The organism is Sandaracinus amylolyticus (assembly GCF_021631985.1).
In the GTDB taxonomy this organism is placed as follows: domain Bacteria; phylum Myxococcota_A; class Polyangia; order Polyangiales; family Sandaracinaceae; genus Sandaracinus; species Sandaracinus amylolyticus_A.
The window spans coordinates 9425556-9443044 of the sequence record NZ_CP070225.1; the positions used below are offsets into that span (position 1 = coordinate 9425556).

Genomic DNA, 17489 nt, shown 5'->3' on the forward strand with positions numbered 1-17489 from the left:
GCGCGTCCCTGGGCGGCTAAGTAGCGCGGGTGCGTAGCGAAGCTCTCCGAGCCGCGCCCGCGGTCTCCCCGGCGCGTCGGTTCTCGTCTTGGACGAGCAGCGCGCTCGTGGCGCCGTTCCTCGTCGCGCTCGCGCTGCGGCTCGCGCTCGCGGTCGCGTTCCCGGTGAGGCCCGTCTGGGACGGCGTGATCTACGAGCGCGCCGCCGATGCGATCGCGCGCGGTGAGGGCTACACCCGCGGCTCGATCGATCCCGACGCGTCCGACGCCGACGAGGCGACCGCGTTCTATCCGGTCGGCTTCTCCGCGATGATCGCGCCGCTGCGCTGGGTGCGCGCCGCGCCCGCGCTCGATCTCGTCGCGCAGTCGTGTGCCGGCGCGCTGATCGTGATCGGCGCGGGACTGCTCGGGCGACGTGCCGGTGGCGCGCGCACCGGACGCCGCGCCGCGTGGCTCGTCGCGCTGTGGCCGGGCGGGATCCTGCTCTCCGCGTCGTGGCTGAGCGAGCCCTTCTTCGCGCTCTTCGTGTGCGCGGCGAGCCTCGTGATCGTCTACGCGCGACGCCGCCACGCGCTCCGCGCGACCGCGCTCGCCGCGCTGATCCTGGGCGTCGGCGCGTACGTGCGACCGACGTCGATTCCGATGCTCGCGCTCATGACGATCGGCGTCGCGCTGGTGTCCTCGCGCGACGTCGTCGGTCGCGCGCGTGCGCTCGTCATGCACGGTGCCGTCGCGGCGATCGTCGTCGCGCTCGTGCTCGCGCCGTGGGCGCTGCGCAACGCATCGGCGCTCGACGGAGCCGCGCTCACCTCGACGAACGGCGGCGCGAACCTGCTCGTCGGCACGCGCGGCGAGGGCGGCTACGCGACGCTCGAGCCCGACGACGACGGAGACTGCGGCGGGCTCGGTGAGGTCGCGCGCGATCGGTGCCTCGCCGACCTCGCGACGGCGCGCATCACGGAGGACCCGCTCGCGTGGCTCGCGCGCGGCGTGCTCAAGATCACGTCGACGTTCGGGCACGAGTCGAGCCCGGCGCAGGCGTGGGGCGAGGCGACGCAGCGCGCGGGCGTGAGCGGCGAGGCGCACGCGCTGTGGGCGCTCGGGATCGAGCGCGCGTGGTGGCTGGTGTTCCTCGCGGGCGTGATCGCGGGCGGTGTGATCCTCGCGCGACGATCGGGCGACGGACGCGTGAAGGTCGCGCTCTTCGCGCCGCTGCTGGGGCTCGCGGCGCTCCACTTCGTGTTCCTGGGTGGGGATCGCTACCACGCGCCCGTCGTGCCGCTGATGGCGGCGCTCTGCGCTCTGGCCATCACCGCAGCACGCCGTCCGGCACGGTGATAGCTTCGCCGACGTGCGACGCTCGATCTGCTTTCTCTTGGTGCTCGCCTCGCTCGTGGTCGGTTGCGGCCCCTCGCGCACGCTCGACGACGACGACACCGACCCGGTGCGCATCGGCCTGGTCCTCTCGCTCTCCGGCGATCTCGGCGCGTCGGGCCAACACCGGCTCGACGCGGTGCGGCTCGCGGTGCGCGAGGTGAACGCGGCGGGCGGCGTGCTGCCCGCGCGGCGCGTCGAGCTCGTCAGCGCCGACGGCGAGAGCATGCCCGAGGTCGCGGTGAGCGCCTCGCGCGGCATCCTCGCGGCGAGCCCCGACGTCGTCGCGCTGATCGGCGACTCGGGCAGCACGAGCACGCTGCGCATCGCGATGGAGGTCACGCAGCCCGCGGGCATCCTGCACGCGAGCGGGAGCTCCACGTCGACGCTGCTGACCGATCTGCAGCGCTCGCTCGAAGAGGACGAGCGCTGGTTCTTCCGCACCGCGCCCTCCGACGCGTCGCAGGCACCGGTGCTCGCCGAGGTGATGCACGCGCGCGAGTGCACCAGCGTGATGATCGTCCACGTCGACAACGACTACGGCATGCCGTTCGAGGCCGGGGTGCGCGCGCGCTTCACGCAGCTCGCGGGCGCGGGCGCGCTGATGCCCTCGCTCGCGATCACCGACAACCGCGCGGACTACACGAGCGACGCGATGGCGGTCGCGGCCGCGGCGCCCGCCTGCGCCGCCCTCATCGCCTATCCGGGCTCGGGCGGTCGCCTGATGCGCGCGTGGAATTCGATCGCGACGCGCCCGAACGTGCGCTGGTTCGGCGCGGACGCGCTGCGCCAGCCCGCGTTCGTCGAGGAGGCGGGCTCGGGCGTGCTCACCGGGTTCCTCGGGACCGCGCCGCTCACCGATCCCGAGACGCCCGCGAACAACGCGTTCCGCGCCGCGTACGCCGCGACGTTCGGACGCGAGCCCGCGACGTTCGACGCGAGCTTCTACGACGCGGCCGCGCTCATCCTGCTGTCGATCGCGGCGGCGGGCATCGACGAGCCGGTCGCGATGCGCGATGCGCTGCGCACGCTCTCGGATCCCAGCGGCGTGGTGGTGCGCGCGGGATCGCTCGCCGAGGGCATCCGGCTGCTGCGCGACGGACGCGTGATCAACTACGAGGGCGCGAGCGGGCCGGTCGACGTCGACGAGCTGGGCGAGGTCGAGGGGGTGTTCGAGGTCTGGCGGGTGAACGCCGAAGGCGCGTTCGAGCGGGACGAGACGCTCTATCCCGCGACGCTCTAGGCGAGCGACGCAACGACGAGCCCGTCGTCTCGATGGGGCCCGCTCCGGCGCACGCACCCGCGTCCGGAGGAGGTCCCCATGGATCGTGTGTCGATCGCTCGTCTCTTCGCTTCACTCGTCGTGCTCTGCGCGGCGCCGACCGGTTGCTCGGCCGTCGAGAGCCCGTCGGCGCTCACGCTCGAGCTCAGCGCCGCCGGCCCGGGCGGCGTGACCTATCGGCTCCGCGACGCCGAGCTCACGGTCGCCGGCCCGGAGAGCGTGACGGTGTCCACCGAGACCGATCCCGACGCCTCGGTCATCTCGCTCTCGCTCCCGGCGGGCGCGTACACCGTCGCGCTCGCGAGCGGCTGGCGTCTCGAGCGCGTGGTGGACGGCGTCGCCACCGACGTCGAGGCCACGCTGATCTCCGCCAATCCCGCGGAAGCCCTGCTCACCGCGGACGCCGTCACGCAGGTGCGCTTCCGCTTCCAGCTCGCCCGCGAGGTCGTCGAGACCGGGCCCGGGCAGCTCGACATCGGCATCGACGTCGTGCCGGCTCCGCCCGAGAGCGGCACGCTGCGAGTGCGCTGGACGTTCCCCTCGCCGCGGACCTGCGCCAGCCATCCGGGTGAAGACGGCATCGAGATCGTCGCCACGCCCTTCGGCGGCGGCGCTTCGCTGACGGCGTTCTTCGACTGCGAGGCCGGCATCGGCGAGATCTCGGATCTCGCGCTCGGCGACTACGAGGTGAGCGTGTCGCTCGTCGACGCCGCGGGTCGCGTCCTCGATCGCACCGACCTCTACGTCCTGACGGTCGGCGAGCCGTGCGTGGAGGTCGTCGACGGCGCGTGCGTGGTCGTGCTCCCGACCACGTTCTGATCGACGCGAGGGGGCCGCAGCGAGCGCGGCCCCCTCGTTCGCGTCACCGCACTGCGAGCGTGCCGTAGCCCGGGATCGTGATCGCGGTGACGCTCGTGTCCGGCACCGGGACGTACAGGATGCCGCCGTCGACGTGGCTCACCGGGAGCAGGGTCGCGTCCACCGCGATCTCGCCGCTCGCGCTGGTCCACGTCGCGTCGAGCGCGTCGCCGTCGGGCGGGACGACCAGCTCGACCTCGCTGCCCCACGAGAGCGATCCGTCGACGTCGACCACCACCGTCGCGTATCGCGTCGGCGCGCCCGAGAGCGACGCGCTCCCGCGCACTCCGCGGATGCGATCGAAGATCAGACGATAGTTGTAGTCGCTGATCCACTGGTCGTCGCAATAGCCCATCACGTCGGTGTGCTGCGACGGATTGAGCAGCTGATTCGAGAGCAGGTCGTATCCCCAGCTGCCGATTCGACCACCGGAGTACGGATAGGACGCCTCCGCGCCCGACGCGCCGCCGCACGGTGCGTGAGGACGACCGAGCGAGTGCCCGACCTCGTGCACGAACGTGTCCTCGGTGCCGCGATATCCGAGGCCGATGCTCGCGCGCGAGAACGTGTCGCGCACCGAGGGGACCGGGCCGAGCCCCGCCACGCAGCCGCGCCCGCAGAACTGCGAGAACGTCGAGGCCGGATTGAACAGACAGTAGTAGTAGGTGTCGGCGGGCGGACGATCGGACTGCCGCAGATTCATGCACTCGTTGAGCAGCTGCGACCATCCGCTGCCGTCGGCGCCGATTCCGTTGTTCCACACGAGCGGGCTCGAGCGCACCGTGATCTCGACGTCTTCCACCGGGAAGACGCTGCGCATGAAGTCGCGATAGGCCGCGACGTTCGCGGCGCTGGTGTCGGGCAGTCGGTTCGAGCCGTCGGCGCCGTAACGCACCGGCACCAGCACCACGCGGAACGTGCCCCCGTTGTCGCGCGCCGCGAGCGTCGCGGTGCCCGAGCTCGGGAAGCGCGCGCCACCGGTCGCGCCGCCTCCGCCGCCGCAGGTCGTCGCGACGTCGTAGATGCCGACCGAGATCGGCACGTCGGGCGTGATGCGATCGCCGGGGATCCGCAGGTTCAGCGTCGAGGCGAGATCGGCGTCGGTCGACGAGCCCTGGATCCGCCCGCGCACCTCGATCGGCGCGCCATCGCCGAGCGCGACCCGCGCCACCACCTCGCGCGCGACGAAGCCCGCGCGCGGCTCGACGAAGAGCCGCACCAGCGCGTCGCGCCCCGCGACGATCGGCGCGCTCGGCGCGACCGCCGAGCCATCACGCGCGATCGTGATCTTCACGCCCTGGTAGATCGCGACCTCGCGCAGCGCGACGTCGCCGACCGGCGCTTCTCCGGCGGGCGGGAGCAGCGCGTCGTAGTCGCAGCGCATCGCGTCGATGCGCCCGGTGCGCGCGATGCCGCCCACCGTCGCCGACCACTCGCCGGTCGCGCCGCTCGCGGTGCGGGTGAGCGTCACCGCGATCGACGTCGGCGCGCACGCGCCCTCGGCGGTGCACATCGTGGCGGTCGTCGTGAAGGACGAGCCCGCGCCGGCCTGGATGGGCACGAAGCGCGTCGGGTCCGGCGTGGTGAACGAGCGCGCGTGCGCCATGCAGTCCGGGGGGTCGCTCGAGAGCACGAGGAATTCGCGCTCCGCGCCCTCGCTGCAGCGGGTGCCGATCGTCGCGCTCGGATAGAGCGGCGCGGGCACGAACGCGTCCGGCATCTCGACGACGGTGCCCGCGTCGACGCCGGGCGGGACCCAGGCATCGACGGGCACGGGGAGCGGACCCCCGTCGACCCCGGGCGGGACCCACGCGTCGACGCCGGGGATCGGTGTGCCGCCGTCGACCGGCGGTGGTGGAGACGTCCGCCGACCCGGTGCTTCGGAGAGCTCGCCGACACAGCCGGTGAGCGCGATGAGGAGCGCGATCGCGAGGTGGGTGGGGCGGAGGTGCTGCACCTCGGCCCTGTGCGTCTGCGCGTCGGAGAGCGATCACGGCGAGGTCGATTTTGGTGCGTCGGGTGCGCACATGTCGGACGTCGACGTGAACGGCTCCGGCTAGGGGCCCACGGTGAAATCGGACACGTCGATCGGGGTCTCTCCGTCGGCCTCCGCGAGCCGCTGCGAGAGGGCGCGCAGCTCGAGCGCCTCGGGCTGGATCGCCAACGCGCGCGACACCGACTCCCGCGCCCGCTCGAGCACGCCGACCTGCGCGTAGTAGAGCGCGTCGACGTAGTGGGCCCAGAGGAGCTGGTTGCGGGTCTCGGGGTCGTCCTGCCGCGGGCCCAGCGCGCGGGCGAGCGACTCCAGCGATGCGGCCCGGCGCGCGGCTCCGCCGCGCACGTCGGCGTCGGTCGCGCCTCCGTCGACCACCTCGTAGAAGCCGGGCCCCGGCACGATGGTCTCGTAGAGCGCGCGCGGCACCCGCACGTCCATCTCGATCAGCAGCGGGCGCGACGCCGCGAGCGACTGCAGGTTGGGCTGGCGCAGCTCGCCGTCGACGAGATAGCCGCTCAGCAGCTCGCGCAGCGAGGGGTCGCGCTCCACCAGGTGATCGACGACCCCGGGGTAACCGAGGAACGGGATCGGCACGAGCGTCACGTCGGGGCGCGCGTGCTCGGTCTGCGCGAGCTCCCAGTGGCGGAACACGGTCTGGGGCAGGTGCGCGATCACCACCGCGCGCGGCGGCAGCGCGCGGATGCGGCGATCGTCGAAGTCGTCGGTCGCGTGGAACGTCGCGAGCGAGGCGTGGGCGCGGCTCTGATCGAGCTGCGCGAGGCCGAGCGCGGCGGTCACCAGCGCGAGCACGGTGAGCATCGTGCGCGGCGCACGCGCGCTCCCACCGCCGAGCTGCGCCATCAGCGCGCCGACGAACGCCGCGGCGAGCGCGGCGATGCCCATGAACGCCGGGAGCAGATAGCCGAGCGCATCGGGGTTGCCCGCGGTGTGCCCCAGCCAGGTGCGACCGAGGCACGCGAACAGCACGATCGCGGCCCACACCCAGCCGAGCCGCCGCGCGCCCGGCGCCCGCAGCAGCGCCCACAGCCCGGCGAGCGCGAGCACGAGCAGCAGCGGGTGCACGGTCTCGACGATCGCGATCATCACGTCGATGGCGCGATCGATCGGGCCCGCGTCCTCGAGCACGTTCGTGTGCTGGTAGGCGCGCGCCGAGACGACCCAGAAGAAGCGCGAGAGGTCGGTGGGGTGACCGAGATCGACCGGAGGATCGGTGCTCGAGCGCACCGGCAGGTAGACGTACGCGGCGAGCCCGGCGGCGAGCGCGCCCGCCGCGACCACCAGCGAGCGCGGGCCGCGCGCGCGGTAGACCCGGGCGAGCGTCGGCGCGATCGCGGGCAGCGTCATCACCGCCATGAAGTGGTGGTTCGCGAGCGCGAGACCGAGCGCGAGCGCGGCGACCGAGAGCGGTCGGACGTCGTGGGTCGGCCACGAGGCCTCGAGCGCGACGATGCGCTCGATCGCGATCGCGAGGAGCAGCGCCTGGAGCGCGTAGACCTCGGGGCGCACCGACTGGAACCACCACGCGTACGAGCAGGCGACGCTCCAGGTCGCGCCGAGCGCGATCGGGATCGAGAGACGATCGTGGCGGACCTCCATCGCGCGCACGGTCGTGTCGATCGCGCGGAACAGGAACCCCGCGGCGACGGCGCCGCAGAGCGCCTGGGCGAGCGCGATGCGCAGCGCGAGCGGGCCGAGCGGCAGGAACGTGAAGAGGTGCCCGACGAGCGCGGCGAGCGGATGCCCGGGCGGGTGCGCGATGTCGAGGGCGACCGCGGCGGCCGCGAGCTCGCCGGAGTCGAGCCAATAGGCGTGGGGCGAGGCGGTCGCGAGGTACGCGGCGAACGGGACCCCCACCGCGAGCGCATACGCGATCAGCGAGACGCTGGGGTCGCGGGGGTGCTTCGGGATGAGGGCCATCTTCGGGCGGGGCGATGATAGCTGGCGCTTCGGTGAGAGGCGCGTGGTGGTGGGTCCGACGCCCGGGGTGCTCGCGGGCTGCTGTCATGAGGGGCGCGAGCTTCGGGCGGCGGTGGTCGCATCGCGGCGCGCGCGCTGCCGCGCCGCCGCGATGCTTCGATCACGCTGTGGTCGGAGTCTGCGAGCCCCCGTCGCACGAGGGCGTCGGACCCACCACCACGCGCCCGGTACCGCGGTTCTGCCGTCGCACTGGGTTGCGCTGGGGTGGCTCGCGACGGGTCCGCGCTTCGCCGCGGCCCCGACGCTCGCGGTTCGGGCTCTGCTTCGCACTCGCCCGGATCGGTCGGGCTCTGCTTCGCACTCGCCCGGGTGAGAAAGGAGGCGACGGCACGCGCGGAGCGCGGGACGGCGACGGGGGTGAACGAGGAGCGGTCACGCGCGGAAGCGCGGGACGGCGACGGGGGTGATGGAGGCGACGTCACGCGCGGAGCGCGGGACGGCGACGGGGGTGATCGAGGCGACGGCACGCGCGGGAGCGCGGGGTGTTACCCATGCGCGTAGACGAACCGAGGAGACGAGCATGGCAATCGAGTACTTCCTGCGGGGTGATTTCGACGTCGACAGCACCCTGAGGGAGCGCTTGCTCGGCGCGCTGGGCGACGACGTGCGGGCGCTCGAGCCCGTCGGACCGCGGCAGGTCTTCGTGCTCGCTTCACCGCTCCTGTGGATCGCGGGCTCCGAGGCGGGAGGCGGTCGGGACTCGACGCTCCATCTCCGCGTGATCGACAAAGAGCGAGTGATGGAGGCGACGGAGCAGATGGTCGCGTGCGTCGCCGCCGTGCTCGAGGATCTCGGGGGTGACGAGGCCGAGCTGTGGCTCGACGAGCACGTCATCCTGCGGCGGAAGGGCGACAGCGTGCGCCTGAAGGACCCCGGCGAGTGGCTCTTCTGGAACGCAGAGCGCCGACGCATCCTCGGAATGCCGCGGCGATAGGCGCGATACCCCGGCTCCTGTGTCGAGGGTGAGTCGCTCCGGCCCGCGCAGCCCGCACGGGAGGTGCGCGGGGGGCGCTGGTACGGCGCAATCGCGCGGCTGGGTCGTCGCGGGGCGCGCTGGTACGGCGCGAAGGCGCACCTCGGGTGGCCGGGGAGCACGTTGGTACGGCGCAGATGCCCACCTCGGGCGTCCGGGGAGGACGTTCGTACGCTGCCAACGCCCACCTCGGACGTCCGGGGAGGGCGTTGGTACGGCGCAAACGCGCACCTCGGGTGCCCGGGGAGGGCCTGGGCGGGCGCAATCGCGCTCCGCGGCCCTTCCCATCGTCGTCGGGAGCGCGAACGAGACCTCCGCGGCGCGCCCGGCCCCGGTATCGAGCCCGGCTCAGGCCTCGTCGTCGCCGCCCCCTCGGGCTCGCTCGGTGCGGAAGAACCGCGCCGGCCAGTCGCGCGGGAGGCCCCGCTCCGCGGCGCGGGTCACCAGCGCGGCGTGCAGGCCGTCGCGCTCTCGGGTGAGGTCGAGTGCGAGCTCTTCGCGGCCCACCCGCGCCGCGCCGCGCACCTGCGCGCTCGCGGCGGTGCGATCCAGCGCCGCCTGCGCCGCGTCGCTCCATCGCGTGAGCGCCGGGCGATGGGTCTCGAGCAGCGCATCGCCGGTGATGGTGAGCCAGCCGCGCACGCCGGCGATCTGGGTGACGAGGCGCTGCACGACCCAGCGGCTCACCTGGCGGTTGAAGAAGCGGGTCCAGCGCGCCGAGGTCGGCTCGGCCTCGAGCGCGAGACGGTTGCCGAAGTCGCGGCAGGCATCGTCGAGGCGCGCGTTCGCGACGGTGCGATGCGCGCTGGCGCCGGCCTCGGCGATCCGCGCCGCGCGCTCGCGGGCGCGCTGGGCGTCGACCAGGGCGAGCCAGCCCTCCGTGTCGGTCACCAGGTCGGCCGCGTCCTCGTCGGCCTCGAGCGCGGCGTGGGTGAAGAGGACCTCCTCTTCGAGCGTGTCGAGCGACTCGTCGGCTTTGATCTTGCGCGGCATTCCTGCCCCCCTCGGGCGCGAGAATAGCGCGGCTACCGGCGGAAGCCCTCGAAGGTGGCGTGCCCGTTCACGCAGGTGTTCTCGACCTGGGCTCGGTAGCGCCAGTCGCCCGAGATGAAGTCGTCGTCGAGGACGAGGGTCCCGGTCGTCAGCTCGAACTGGGCCGAGCGGCCCTCGGGGTCGGTCACGAGGCAGTGGGTGCGGGCCGTGCTCGCGTAGGTCTCGGTCCGCACGTACAGGTCGATCCGGCACGCCCCGTCGATGAACACGCCCATCGCGTCCCGGTCGATCTGCAGCGTGGTCTCGGTGGTCACCTCGTCGGACTCCTCGCCTTCGCCGTCGCAGGGCGTGACCCGCTCGGTGAACGTCACGTCGTAGGCGCCGAGCCACACGTCGGAGGGCTCGGGGGGCTCGGCGCAGCCGGTCAGGGGGAGCAAGGCGAGGAGCAGCGTCGCTGGTCGCATGGCGCCGACCATCGCACGCCGCGCCCTCGCCGTCAGGGCTCGACCTGGACCGGGGTCGCCTGGGCGCCCGAGGCTTCGTCGCCGAGCTGGCCCGCGGCGTCGTCGCCCCAGCAGTAGGCGCGACCGCCCGCGAGCGCGCAGGTGTGGCTGCCGCCCGCGGCGATGACGCTGACGTCATCGAGCTCCATGACGCTCACCGGCGTGCGGCGGATGACCGGCAGGCCGCTGAGGTCGGATCCGTCGCCGAGCTGGCCACGCGCGCCGTAGCCCCAGCAGCGCGCGGTGCCGTCGGCGAGGCGGGCGCAGGCGTGTCGGGAGCCCGCCGCGATCCCCAGCGCGCCGGTGATGCCGGGCACCGGCGCGGCGGTGGGGCGATCGCCGCTGCTGCCGTCGCCGAGCTGGCCCGCGTCGCCGGCGCCCCAGCACGTCACGCTCGTCGCGGTGCGCGCGCAGGTGAACCCCTGGCCGCCGTCGAGCTCGACGACGCCGGTCACGTCGGTGGCCTCGACCGGCTCGGGGCGGTTGGTGGTGGTGCCGTCGCCGAGCTGGCCGTCGGTGTTGAGGCCCCAGCAGCGCACGGCGCCGCCGGCGAGCACGGCGCACGAGTGGTAGTCGCCGGCGCCGATCGCGATGGCGCCCGAGATCCCGGGGACGGCGCCCGGCGCGGCGCGCTCGGTGGTGGTGCCGTCGCCGAGCTGGCCGAATTCGTTGGCGCCCCAGCAGTGCACGGCGCCGGCGGCGAGCGCGCAGGAGTGCGACGCGCCGAGGGCGATGGCGGTGACGCCGGTCAGGCTCGCGATGGTGGCGGGGACGCTGGAGCCGACGCTCGTGGTGCCGCGTCCGAGCTGTCCGTCCGAGTTCTCGCCCCAGCAGGCGACCGAGCCGTCCTCCAGCACCGCGCACGAGTGATCCTCGCCGCCCGCGATCGCGACGACGGCGCCGAGCTCCTGCACGTCGGCGGGCGTCGACACGGTGGAGCCGGTCTCGGGGAGGCCCGCTTGTCCGATCGCGTTCGAGCCCCAGCACTGCGCGGTGCCGTCGGTGGTGATCGCGCAGGAGTGGCGGTAGCCGAGCCCGAGCGACGCGTACCCCGAGGTCGCGCCGGCGTCGTCGTCGGGGGGAGCGGAGGCGTCGGTCGCGCCGGAGTCCGGCGGGGCGCTCGCGTCGAGGCCGGGTCCGGCGTCGCCGGGCGCGTCGTCGTCCGATCCGCACCCCGCGACGAGCGCGAGGGCGAGCAGCGCGGCCCAACGCCGAGCAGGAAGTGTCGTGTGTGCCATGAGAGAGATTCCGTTCTCGCGTGCCCGCGGAAGAGTGACCGGCGGCGATGGACTCGCGCGCCCGTCCGGATATTCGCGCCTCTCGCCGAGACCTACTCGTCCGAGATCGCCACGTCGTCGAGCAGCTCTCCAGTCGCGTGCGCGATCTGGAGATCCGCGCTCACGAGATCGATCATCGCCCGCAGCCGGCGCCGCTGCGCATTCCGCAGCTCCGACTGCGCCTCGAGCACCACCGTCGGCGTGCTCGCCCCGAGCTCGAAGCGCTCCTGCTCGGCGCGCGCCAGCTCCTCGGCGATGCGCACCGTCTCGTCGGCCAGCGCCAACCGACGGCGCGCGACGCTCGCGCGATCGAGCAGCGTCGCCGCCTCGGCGCGCACCCGATCGCGCGCCGCTTCCAGCCTCCGCTCCGCGACCTCGATCGCCAGGCTCGCCCGCTCGAGCTGGGCGCGACGCTGCGCGTCGTCGAGCGGCATCTCGAACTCGAGCGAGATCATCCCGGTCACCGCCGCGAACCGACCGACCTGCGCGAAGGGCTCGCCCGCGTCGTCGTAGCCCATGCCGTGCAGCCCGAGCTCGCCGCTCAGATCGAGGCGCGGCTCGAGCTGTGCGCCCGCCGTGCGCTCCGCTTCCTCCGCGCTGCGCACCTGCATCTCGAGCTCGAAGAGCTCGGGCGAGCGCTCGATCGCGATCGCGATCACGTCGGCATCACGGGGCGCTGGCAGCGCCGGCGCGTCGTCGTGCGGATCGAGCGCGCTCGATCGATCGCCACCGATCACCCGCCCGAGCTCGAGCTGGCGCGCCCGCAGCTCGCCCTCCGCGGCCGCGACCGTCTCCTCCATCGCCGCGAGCTGCCGCGCGAACGAGAGCACGTCGGCGCCCGCGACGCTGCCGAGCTCGCGCCGCGCGTTCGCATCGGCGTGCTGCCGCTCCGCGACCCGGCGCGCCTCGACGTCGACCTCGAGCGCCTGGCGCGCGTACCACAGCTCCCAGTAGGCCGAGAGCGCGTCGCGCACCAGCTCGCTCGCCGCGCGGTTGCGCGAGGCGGTCGCCGCGTCGAGCTCCACCCGCGCCTGGCGCAGCGTCGCGAGGCCGTTGCGCTCCCAGCCGTTGCGCAGCAGCGACTGGGTCACGCCGAGCGTCACGTCGAACGAGTACCCGGGCCCGATCGCGATCGGCGTGGGGATCGTCGCGAGGAGGATCGCGCGGCGGAACTGGCGCGCCCCCGCGACCCGCAGCTGCATCGACATGCCCCACTCGAACGCGCGCGAGAGCTGCGCGCCGAGCACGACCTGCTCGTGATAGCTCTGCGCGACGCCCATCGAGGTGAGCGAGGGCGTGTCGCCGATGTCGAGCGACGCGTCCATGCCGAGCACGAACGTGTAGCGAGCCTCCTCCGAGAGGACGAGCTGCGATGCGCGCCGTCGCTCGAGCAGCGCGGCGCGCAGCGTGGGGCTCTGCTCCGCGGCGAGCGAGACCACGCCGTCGGGGCTCAGCACGTCGCTCGTCTGCGCGTGCACCGGCGCGGTGACCATCAGCACCGCGACGATCGCGATCCACCTATTCATGTCGGAGCGCCTCGATGGGATCGAGCCGCGCTGCGCGGCGCGCCGGGTACCACCCGAAGAACACGCCGACGAGCGCCGAGAAGACGAACGAGCCGAGCACCACGTCGGGCCCGAACACGAAGGGCAGCCCGAGCCCGCGCGCCGCGAGCGCGCTCGCGCCGAGCCCCAGCGCGATGCCCGCGACGCCGCCGACGATCGAGAGCACGACCGCCTCGACCAGGAACTGCGAGAGGATCTCGCGCGAGCGCGCGCCGATCGCGAGCCGGATGCCGATCTCGCGCGTCCGCTCGGTCACCGAGACCAGCATGATGTTCATGATCCCGATGCCGCCGACGAGCAGCGACACGCCCGCGATCGCGCCGAGGAGCGCGGTGAGCACGCCGGTGACGACGCCCAGCATGTTGCTGATCTCGCGGAGGTCGCGGACCGAGAAGTCGTCCTCCTCGCCGTGCTGGATGTGGCGGCGCTGGCGCAGCAGCGCGGTGATCTCCGACTGCACGCGCGAGGTCGCGCCGTCGTTCGCCGAGACCGCGATCACCGCGATGTCGTCGCTGCCGAGCATCCGCCGCTGCACCGCGAAGAGCGGCATCACGATGAAGTCGTCCTGGTCCTGGCCGAACGTCGACTGACCGCGCGACTCGAGCACGCCGATCACCTCGCACGCGACGCTCGCGACGCGGATGCGCGCGCCCACCGGATCGCCGGTGCCGAAGAGCTCGCGCCGCACCGTCTCGCCGAGCACGCAGACCGCGGTGCCCGAGCGCACCTCGCCCTCGTGGAAGCGCCGGCCGATCGCGACGTCCCAGTCGCGCACCACGAACCAGTCGTTGGTCGCGCCGGTGACCGAGGTGCTCCAGTTGCGCGCGCCGTAGACGATGCGCGCCGCGGCGCCGGCGTTGGGCGCGACCGCGAGCGCGTCGGGGATCTGCTCGTCGATCGCGCGGGCGTCGGCGAGGGTGAAGGGGCGCGACGCGCTCGAGGGGCCGCGCTGGTTCGCCGCGCCGGGCACGACGATGAGCAGGTTGTTGCCGAGCGAGGCGATCTCGTTGGTCACCTTCGCGGTCGCGCCGCGCCCCAGCGTGACCATCGCGATCACCGACGCGACGCCGATCACGATGCCGATCGTCGTGAGGAACGAGCGCAGCGGGTTGCGGCGCAGCGAGCGCAGCGCGAGGAGGATCGTCGCGCCGATCACGACGGGACCTCGTTCTTCTCGTCGGAGAGGATGCGCCCGTCGCGGAACGTCACGAGCCGCTCGCAGTACGCGGCCATGTCGGGCTCGTGGGTGACCATCACGATGGTGATCGACTGCTCGCGGTGCAGCGACTGGAGCAGCTTCATGATCTCGACGCTGCGCTGGGAGTCGAGGTTGCCGGTGGGCTCGTCGGCGAGGATCACCGCGGGATCGGTGACCAGCGCGCGCGCGATCGCGACGCGCTGCTGCTGTCCGCCCGAGAGCTCGCTCGGCATGTGGCGGGCGCGATCGGCGAGGCCCACGCGGTCGAGCGAGGCGAGGGCGCGGGCGCGACGCTCGTCGCTGCGCACCCCGCGATAGAGCAGCGGGAGCTCGACGTTCTCGAGCGCGCTGGTGCGCGCCAGCAGGTTGAACCCCTGGAACACGAAGCCGAGGTGGAGCCTCCGCAACATCGCGCGCTGATCGCGATCGAGCCCGCCCACCGACACGCCGTCGAAGAGGTACTCGCCGCCCGTCGGCTGATCGAGACAGCCGAGGATGTTCATGCACGTGCTCTTGCCCGAGCCGCTCGAGCCCATCACCGCGACGAACTCGCCGCGCCCGATCAGCAGGTCGACTCCGTCGAGCGCGCGCACCTCGGCGTCGCCGTGGCCGTACACGCGCTCGACCGCACGCAGCTCGAGGAGCGCGGTGGTCACCGCGGCTCCACCATCCCGGTGAGCACCTCGGTGCCCTCGGTGATGCCCTCGCCCTCGACCACGGTGCGCACGCCGTTGCTCGCGACGACGCGCACCACGTGGGGGCGCGGCGTGCCGTTCTCGAGCGTCCAGATGCGCGCGCCCTCGGGAAGGCTCGCGGTGGGATCGGGCCCGCTGCGCGGCGGAGGCGGCGCGAAGCGGAGCGCGGGATCGGGCACCAGCAGCACGCCGTCGAAGCGCTGGGTCACGATCGTCGCGGTCGCGGTCATGCCGGGGCGCAGCAGCGCCTGGGCGTTGTCGACGTCGAGCATCGCGCGGTACGCGACCACGCCGCCCTCGGTCGTCGGCGCGAGATCGACGCGGTGGATCGTCGCGTCGAAGGTGCGGTCGGGGTAGGCGTCGACGGTGAACGTCGCGCGCTGACCTTCCTGCACGCGCCCCACGTCCGCCTCGTCGATGTCGACGGTGAGGCGCATGCGCGCGAGGTCCTCGGCGACCTCGAAGAGCTCGGGCGTCTGGAACTGCGCGGCGATCGCCTGTCCTGGCTCGACCGATCGCGTGAGCACCACGCCGGAGATCGGCGAGCGGATCACCGCGCGCTCGAGGTTCGCGTCCTGGCGCGCCAGGGTCGCGCGCGCGACCTCGAGCTGCGCGTTCGCGCTCGCGAGCTGGGCCTCGGCGCGCTCGCGCGCGGCGTTCGCCTGCTCGAGCTCGCTGTCGGGCACGAGCCCGCGGCCGTGCATCGCGGCGGCGCGGGTCGCGGTGCGCGCCGCTTCCTCGGAGGTCGCGCGCGCCACCCGCAGCGAGGCCTGCACCGCCGAGACGTTCGCGCGCGCCTCGCGCACCTGGGCCTGGAGCTGGATCGGGTCGAGCTCGACCAGCACGTCGCCGACGTTCACCCGATCGTTCGGCTCGACCAGCACGCGCGCGACGCGGCCCGAGACCTCGGCGCCGATCGTGACGGTGTTGGTCGCCGCGAGGGTGCCGGTCGCGGTCACCGTCGCGGTGAGATCACCGCGCTCGACGCGGGCGGACTCGTAGGGCGAGGGGGGCGGCGTCCGCCGGCGCCACGCCAGCACCGCGAGCGCGAGCGCCGCGATCGCGACCACGACCGCGAGGGCCACGATCACCGTGCGGCCTCGCGACCGCGTCGGGATGCCGAGACGCTTCAGCGCGTGCGCGTCCGCCATGATGGGCGAGGTGTGTACCTGCCGCGCGGGCGAATTGCATCCGGGCTTCGCAGTTCTTTACGCGAGCGCGCGCGCGACCGCCTGCGAGAGCTCGGCCTCGTCGAAGGGCTTGGAGAGCACCTCGCGGACGTCGAGGATCGGCTGCGCCTCGTCCCCCACGAGCCCGGTGGTCATGACGATGCGGACCTCGGGGTCGATCGCGCGCAGCGCGAGCGCGGTCTCGCGCCCGTCCATGCCGGGCATCACGAGGTCGAGCACCACCGCCGACACCCGCCCCCGCGCCCTGCGGAACGCCTCGATCGCGTCGCGCCCGCTGCCCGCGACGATCACGTCGTAGCCCAGCGATTCCAGGGTGTTCGCGGTCATGCTCAGCACGAGCGGCTCGTCGTCGACGACCAGGATCGTCCCGCTGCCGCGCACCGTGCGCGCGGTGGCCGGCGCGCTGCGCTCGATCGCCGCGTCGCACGCGGGCAGCCACACGCGCATCGTCGTGCCCGCGGGCCCGGTGTCGGCGATCTCCGCCGCGCCGCCGTGGGCGCGCGCGACGCCGTACACGGTCGAGAGCCCGAGCCCGGTGCCCTTGGTCGCGCCGACCAGCTTGGTCGTGACGTAGGGCTCGAACACACGATCGCGCACCGCGGGATCGATGCCCGCGCCGTCGTCCTGCACCTCGAGCACGAGGTGATCGCCGGGCGCGAGCACCGCGTGGCCCTCGGCGATGCGCTCGCGGCGGGTGCGCACCACGACGTGCCCCGGCCCGGGCAGCGCATCGCGCGCGTTCATCACGAGGTTCATCGCGACCTGCTCGAGCTGGATGGGATCCCCCAGCACGACGTCGGGGGCCGCGTCGAGCTCGGCGCGCACGACGATGCGCCGCTCGAAGGTGCGCTGCGCGAGCTCGACGATCGGCGCGACCACCTCGTGGAGCGACATCGGGCGCGCGACGTGCTGCCCGCGGCGCGCGAAGCCGAGCAGCGAGCGGGTGAGCTTCGCGGCGCTCGCGGCGACGTCGTCGAGGTGCTGCACCAGCGCGAGGCGCGCCGGGTCGCGCTCGTTCTTGCGGAGCTGCGTCGCGACGAGCTTCACGATCGCGAGCAGGTTGTTGAAGTCGTGCGCGATGCCGCCCGCGAGGCTCCCGACCGACTCGAGCCGTCGCACCGCCTGGAGCCGCTGCTCGCTCTCCGCGCGCGCGCGCTCGGTCTCGACCTCGCGCGTGATGTCGGTGAACGCCTCGACCACGTAGGCGATCCCGCCGTCGTCGTCGAAGAGCGGGCGCGCGAGCACGCGCAGGTAGCACTTCGTGCCGTCGTGGCGGTGGATGACGAGATCGTCGAGCACCTCGGTGCGCTTGCTGCGCATCACGCGCTCGAACGGCATCTGGTCCTCGGGGTACCGCTCGCCGCTCGGGAGGTGCACGCCGTAGGGACCGACGTAGTTGCCGCGCGTCGCGCCCTCCGGTGGAGCGATGCCGAGGATGTGCTCGAACTCCCGGTTGACGTAGACGACCTCGCCGCCCGGCGCGCGGCCCACCCAGACCGCGACCGGCAGCGCGTCCGCGAAGCGGACGATGGCCTCGAGCTCTTCTCGCGCGCGCGACATTCGCTCCGCGCAGGATATGCGCACCGCG

At 73.6% G+C, this 17489-nt stretch carries 14 protein-coding genes; 4 read left to right on the top strand and 10 right to left on the bottom strand.

The genetic code is table 11. From position 1 onward, the window contains the following. Nucleotides 1–107 precede the first annotated feature (107 nt). The 3 genes from I5071_RS40130 (at nt 108) to I5071_RS40140 (ending at nt 3474) form a co-directional block, all read left to right on the top strand. Nucleotides 108–1337, top strand: a complete 1230-nt coding sequence (locus I5071_RS40130; RefSeq protein WP_236518673.1) for a hypothetical protein — start codon at nt 108–110, stop codon at nt 1335–1337. Nucleotides 1338–1350: 13 nt separating this feature from the next. After that, nucleotides 1351–2616, top strand: coding sequence for an ABC transporter substrate-binding protein (locus I5071_RS40135; RefSeq protein ID WP_236518674.1), 1266 nt, complete (start codon nt 1351–1353; stop codon nt 2614–2616). Between the two features lie 78 nt (nt 2617–2694). Then, nucleotides 2695–3474, top strand: a complete 780-nt coding sequence (locus tag I5071_RS40140) for a hypothetical protein (RefSeq protein ID WP_236518675.1) — start codon at nt 2695–2697, stop codon at nt 3472–3474. A 43-nt stretch (nt 3475–3517) separates the two neighbouring features. Here I5071_RS40140 and I5071_RS40145 read toward each other — a convergent pair whose 3' ends face one another. Continuing rightward, entirely contained in the window at nt 3518–5470 is a 1953-nt protein-coding gene (locus I5071_RS40145) for a M66 family metalloprotease (protein WP_236518676.1), read from the bottom strand. Between the two features lie 99 nt (nt 5471–5569). Continuing rightward, nucleotides 5570–7447 (bottom strand): protein O-mannosyl-transferase family, encoded by a 1878-nt coding sequence (locus I5071_RS40150; protein WP_236518677.1) that lies wholly within the window; start codon nt 7445–7447, stop codon nt 5570–5572. A 580-nt stretch (nt 7448–8027) separates the two neighbouring features. Here I5071_RS40150 and I5071_RS40155 point away from each other — a divergent pair. After that, nucleotides 8028–8441 carry a hypothetical protein gene (locus tag I5071_RS40155; RefSeq protein WP_236518678.1) on the top strand — a complete coding sequence of 138 codons (414 nt, stop codon included), beginning with the start codon at nt 8028–8030 and terminating at the stop codon, nt 8439–8441. 387 nt (nt 8442–8828) lie between these two features. Here I5071_RS40155 and I5071_RS40160 read toward each other — a convergent pair whose 3' ends face one another. From I5071_RS40160 to I5071_RS40195, 8 genes are all read right to left on the bottom strand, one after another. After that, nucleotides 8829–9473 (bottom strand): hypothetical protein, encoded by a 645-nt coding sequence (locus I5071_RS40160; protein WP_236518679.1) that lies wholly within the window; start codon nt 9471–9473, stop codon nt 8829–8831. Nucleotides 9474–9505: 32 nt separating this feature from the next. Then, nucleotides 9506–9937, bottom strand: coding sequence for a hypothetical protein (locus tag I5071_RS40165; RefSeq protein WP_236518680.1), 432 nt, complete (start codon nt 9935–9937; stop codon nt 9506–9508). A gap of 32 nt (nt 9938–9969) precedes the next feature. After that, nucleotides 9970–11214, bottom strand: a complete 1245-nt coding sequence (locus I5071_RS40170) for an RCC1 domain-containing protein (RefSeq protein WP_236518681.1) — start codon at nt 11212–11214, stop codon at nt 9970–9972. 92 nt (nt 11215–11306) lie between these two features. Next, nucleotides 11307–12779: a TolC family protein gene (locus tag I5071_RS40175; protein ID WP_236518682.1), complete on the bottom strand. Its 1473-nt coding sequence runs from the start codon at nt 12777–12779 to the stop codon at nt 11307–11309. Then, the gene (locus I5071_RS40180; RefSeq protein WP_236518683.1) at nt 12772–13974 is read right to left on the bottom strand and encodes an ABC transporter permease; all 1203 of its coding nucleotides are present in this window, start codon (nt 13972–13974) and stop codon (nt 12772–12774) included. The genes I5071_RS40175 and I5071_RS40180 overlap by 8 nt, the downstream gene beginning before the upstream one ends. Continuing rightward, complete coding sequence (locus I5071_RS40185; RefSeq protein ID WP_236518684.1) at nt 13971–14672, bottom strand: ABC transporter ATP-binding protein; 702 nt, start codon at nt 14670–14672, stop codon at nt 13971–13973. Before I5071_RS40185 ends, I5071_RS40180 begins: the two co-directional genes overlap by 4 nt. Next, the gene (locus tag I5071_RS40190; RefSeq protein ID WP_236518685.1) at nt 14669–15862 is read right to left on the bottom strand and encodes an efflux RND transporter periplasmic adaptor subunit; all 1194 of its coding nucleotides are present in this window, start codon (nt 15860–15862) and stop codon (nt 14669–14671) included. The genes I5071_RS40185 and I5071_RS40190 overlap by 4 nt, the downstream gene beginning before the upstream one ends. 57 nt (nt 15863–15919) lie before the next feature. Beyond that, on the bottom strand, nt 15920–17461 hold the full coding sequence (locus I5071_RS40195) for a hybrid sensor histidine kinase/response regulator (protein WP_236518686.1): 1542 nt from the start codon (nt 17459–17461) through the stop codon (nt 15920–15922). Between the last annotated feature and the right edge of the window lie 28 nt (nt 17462–17489).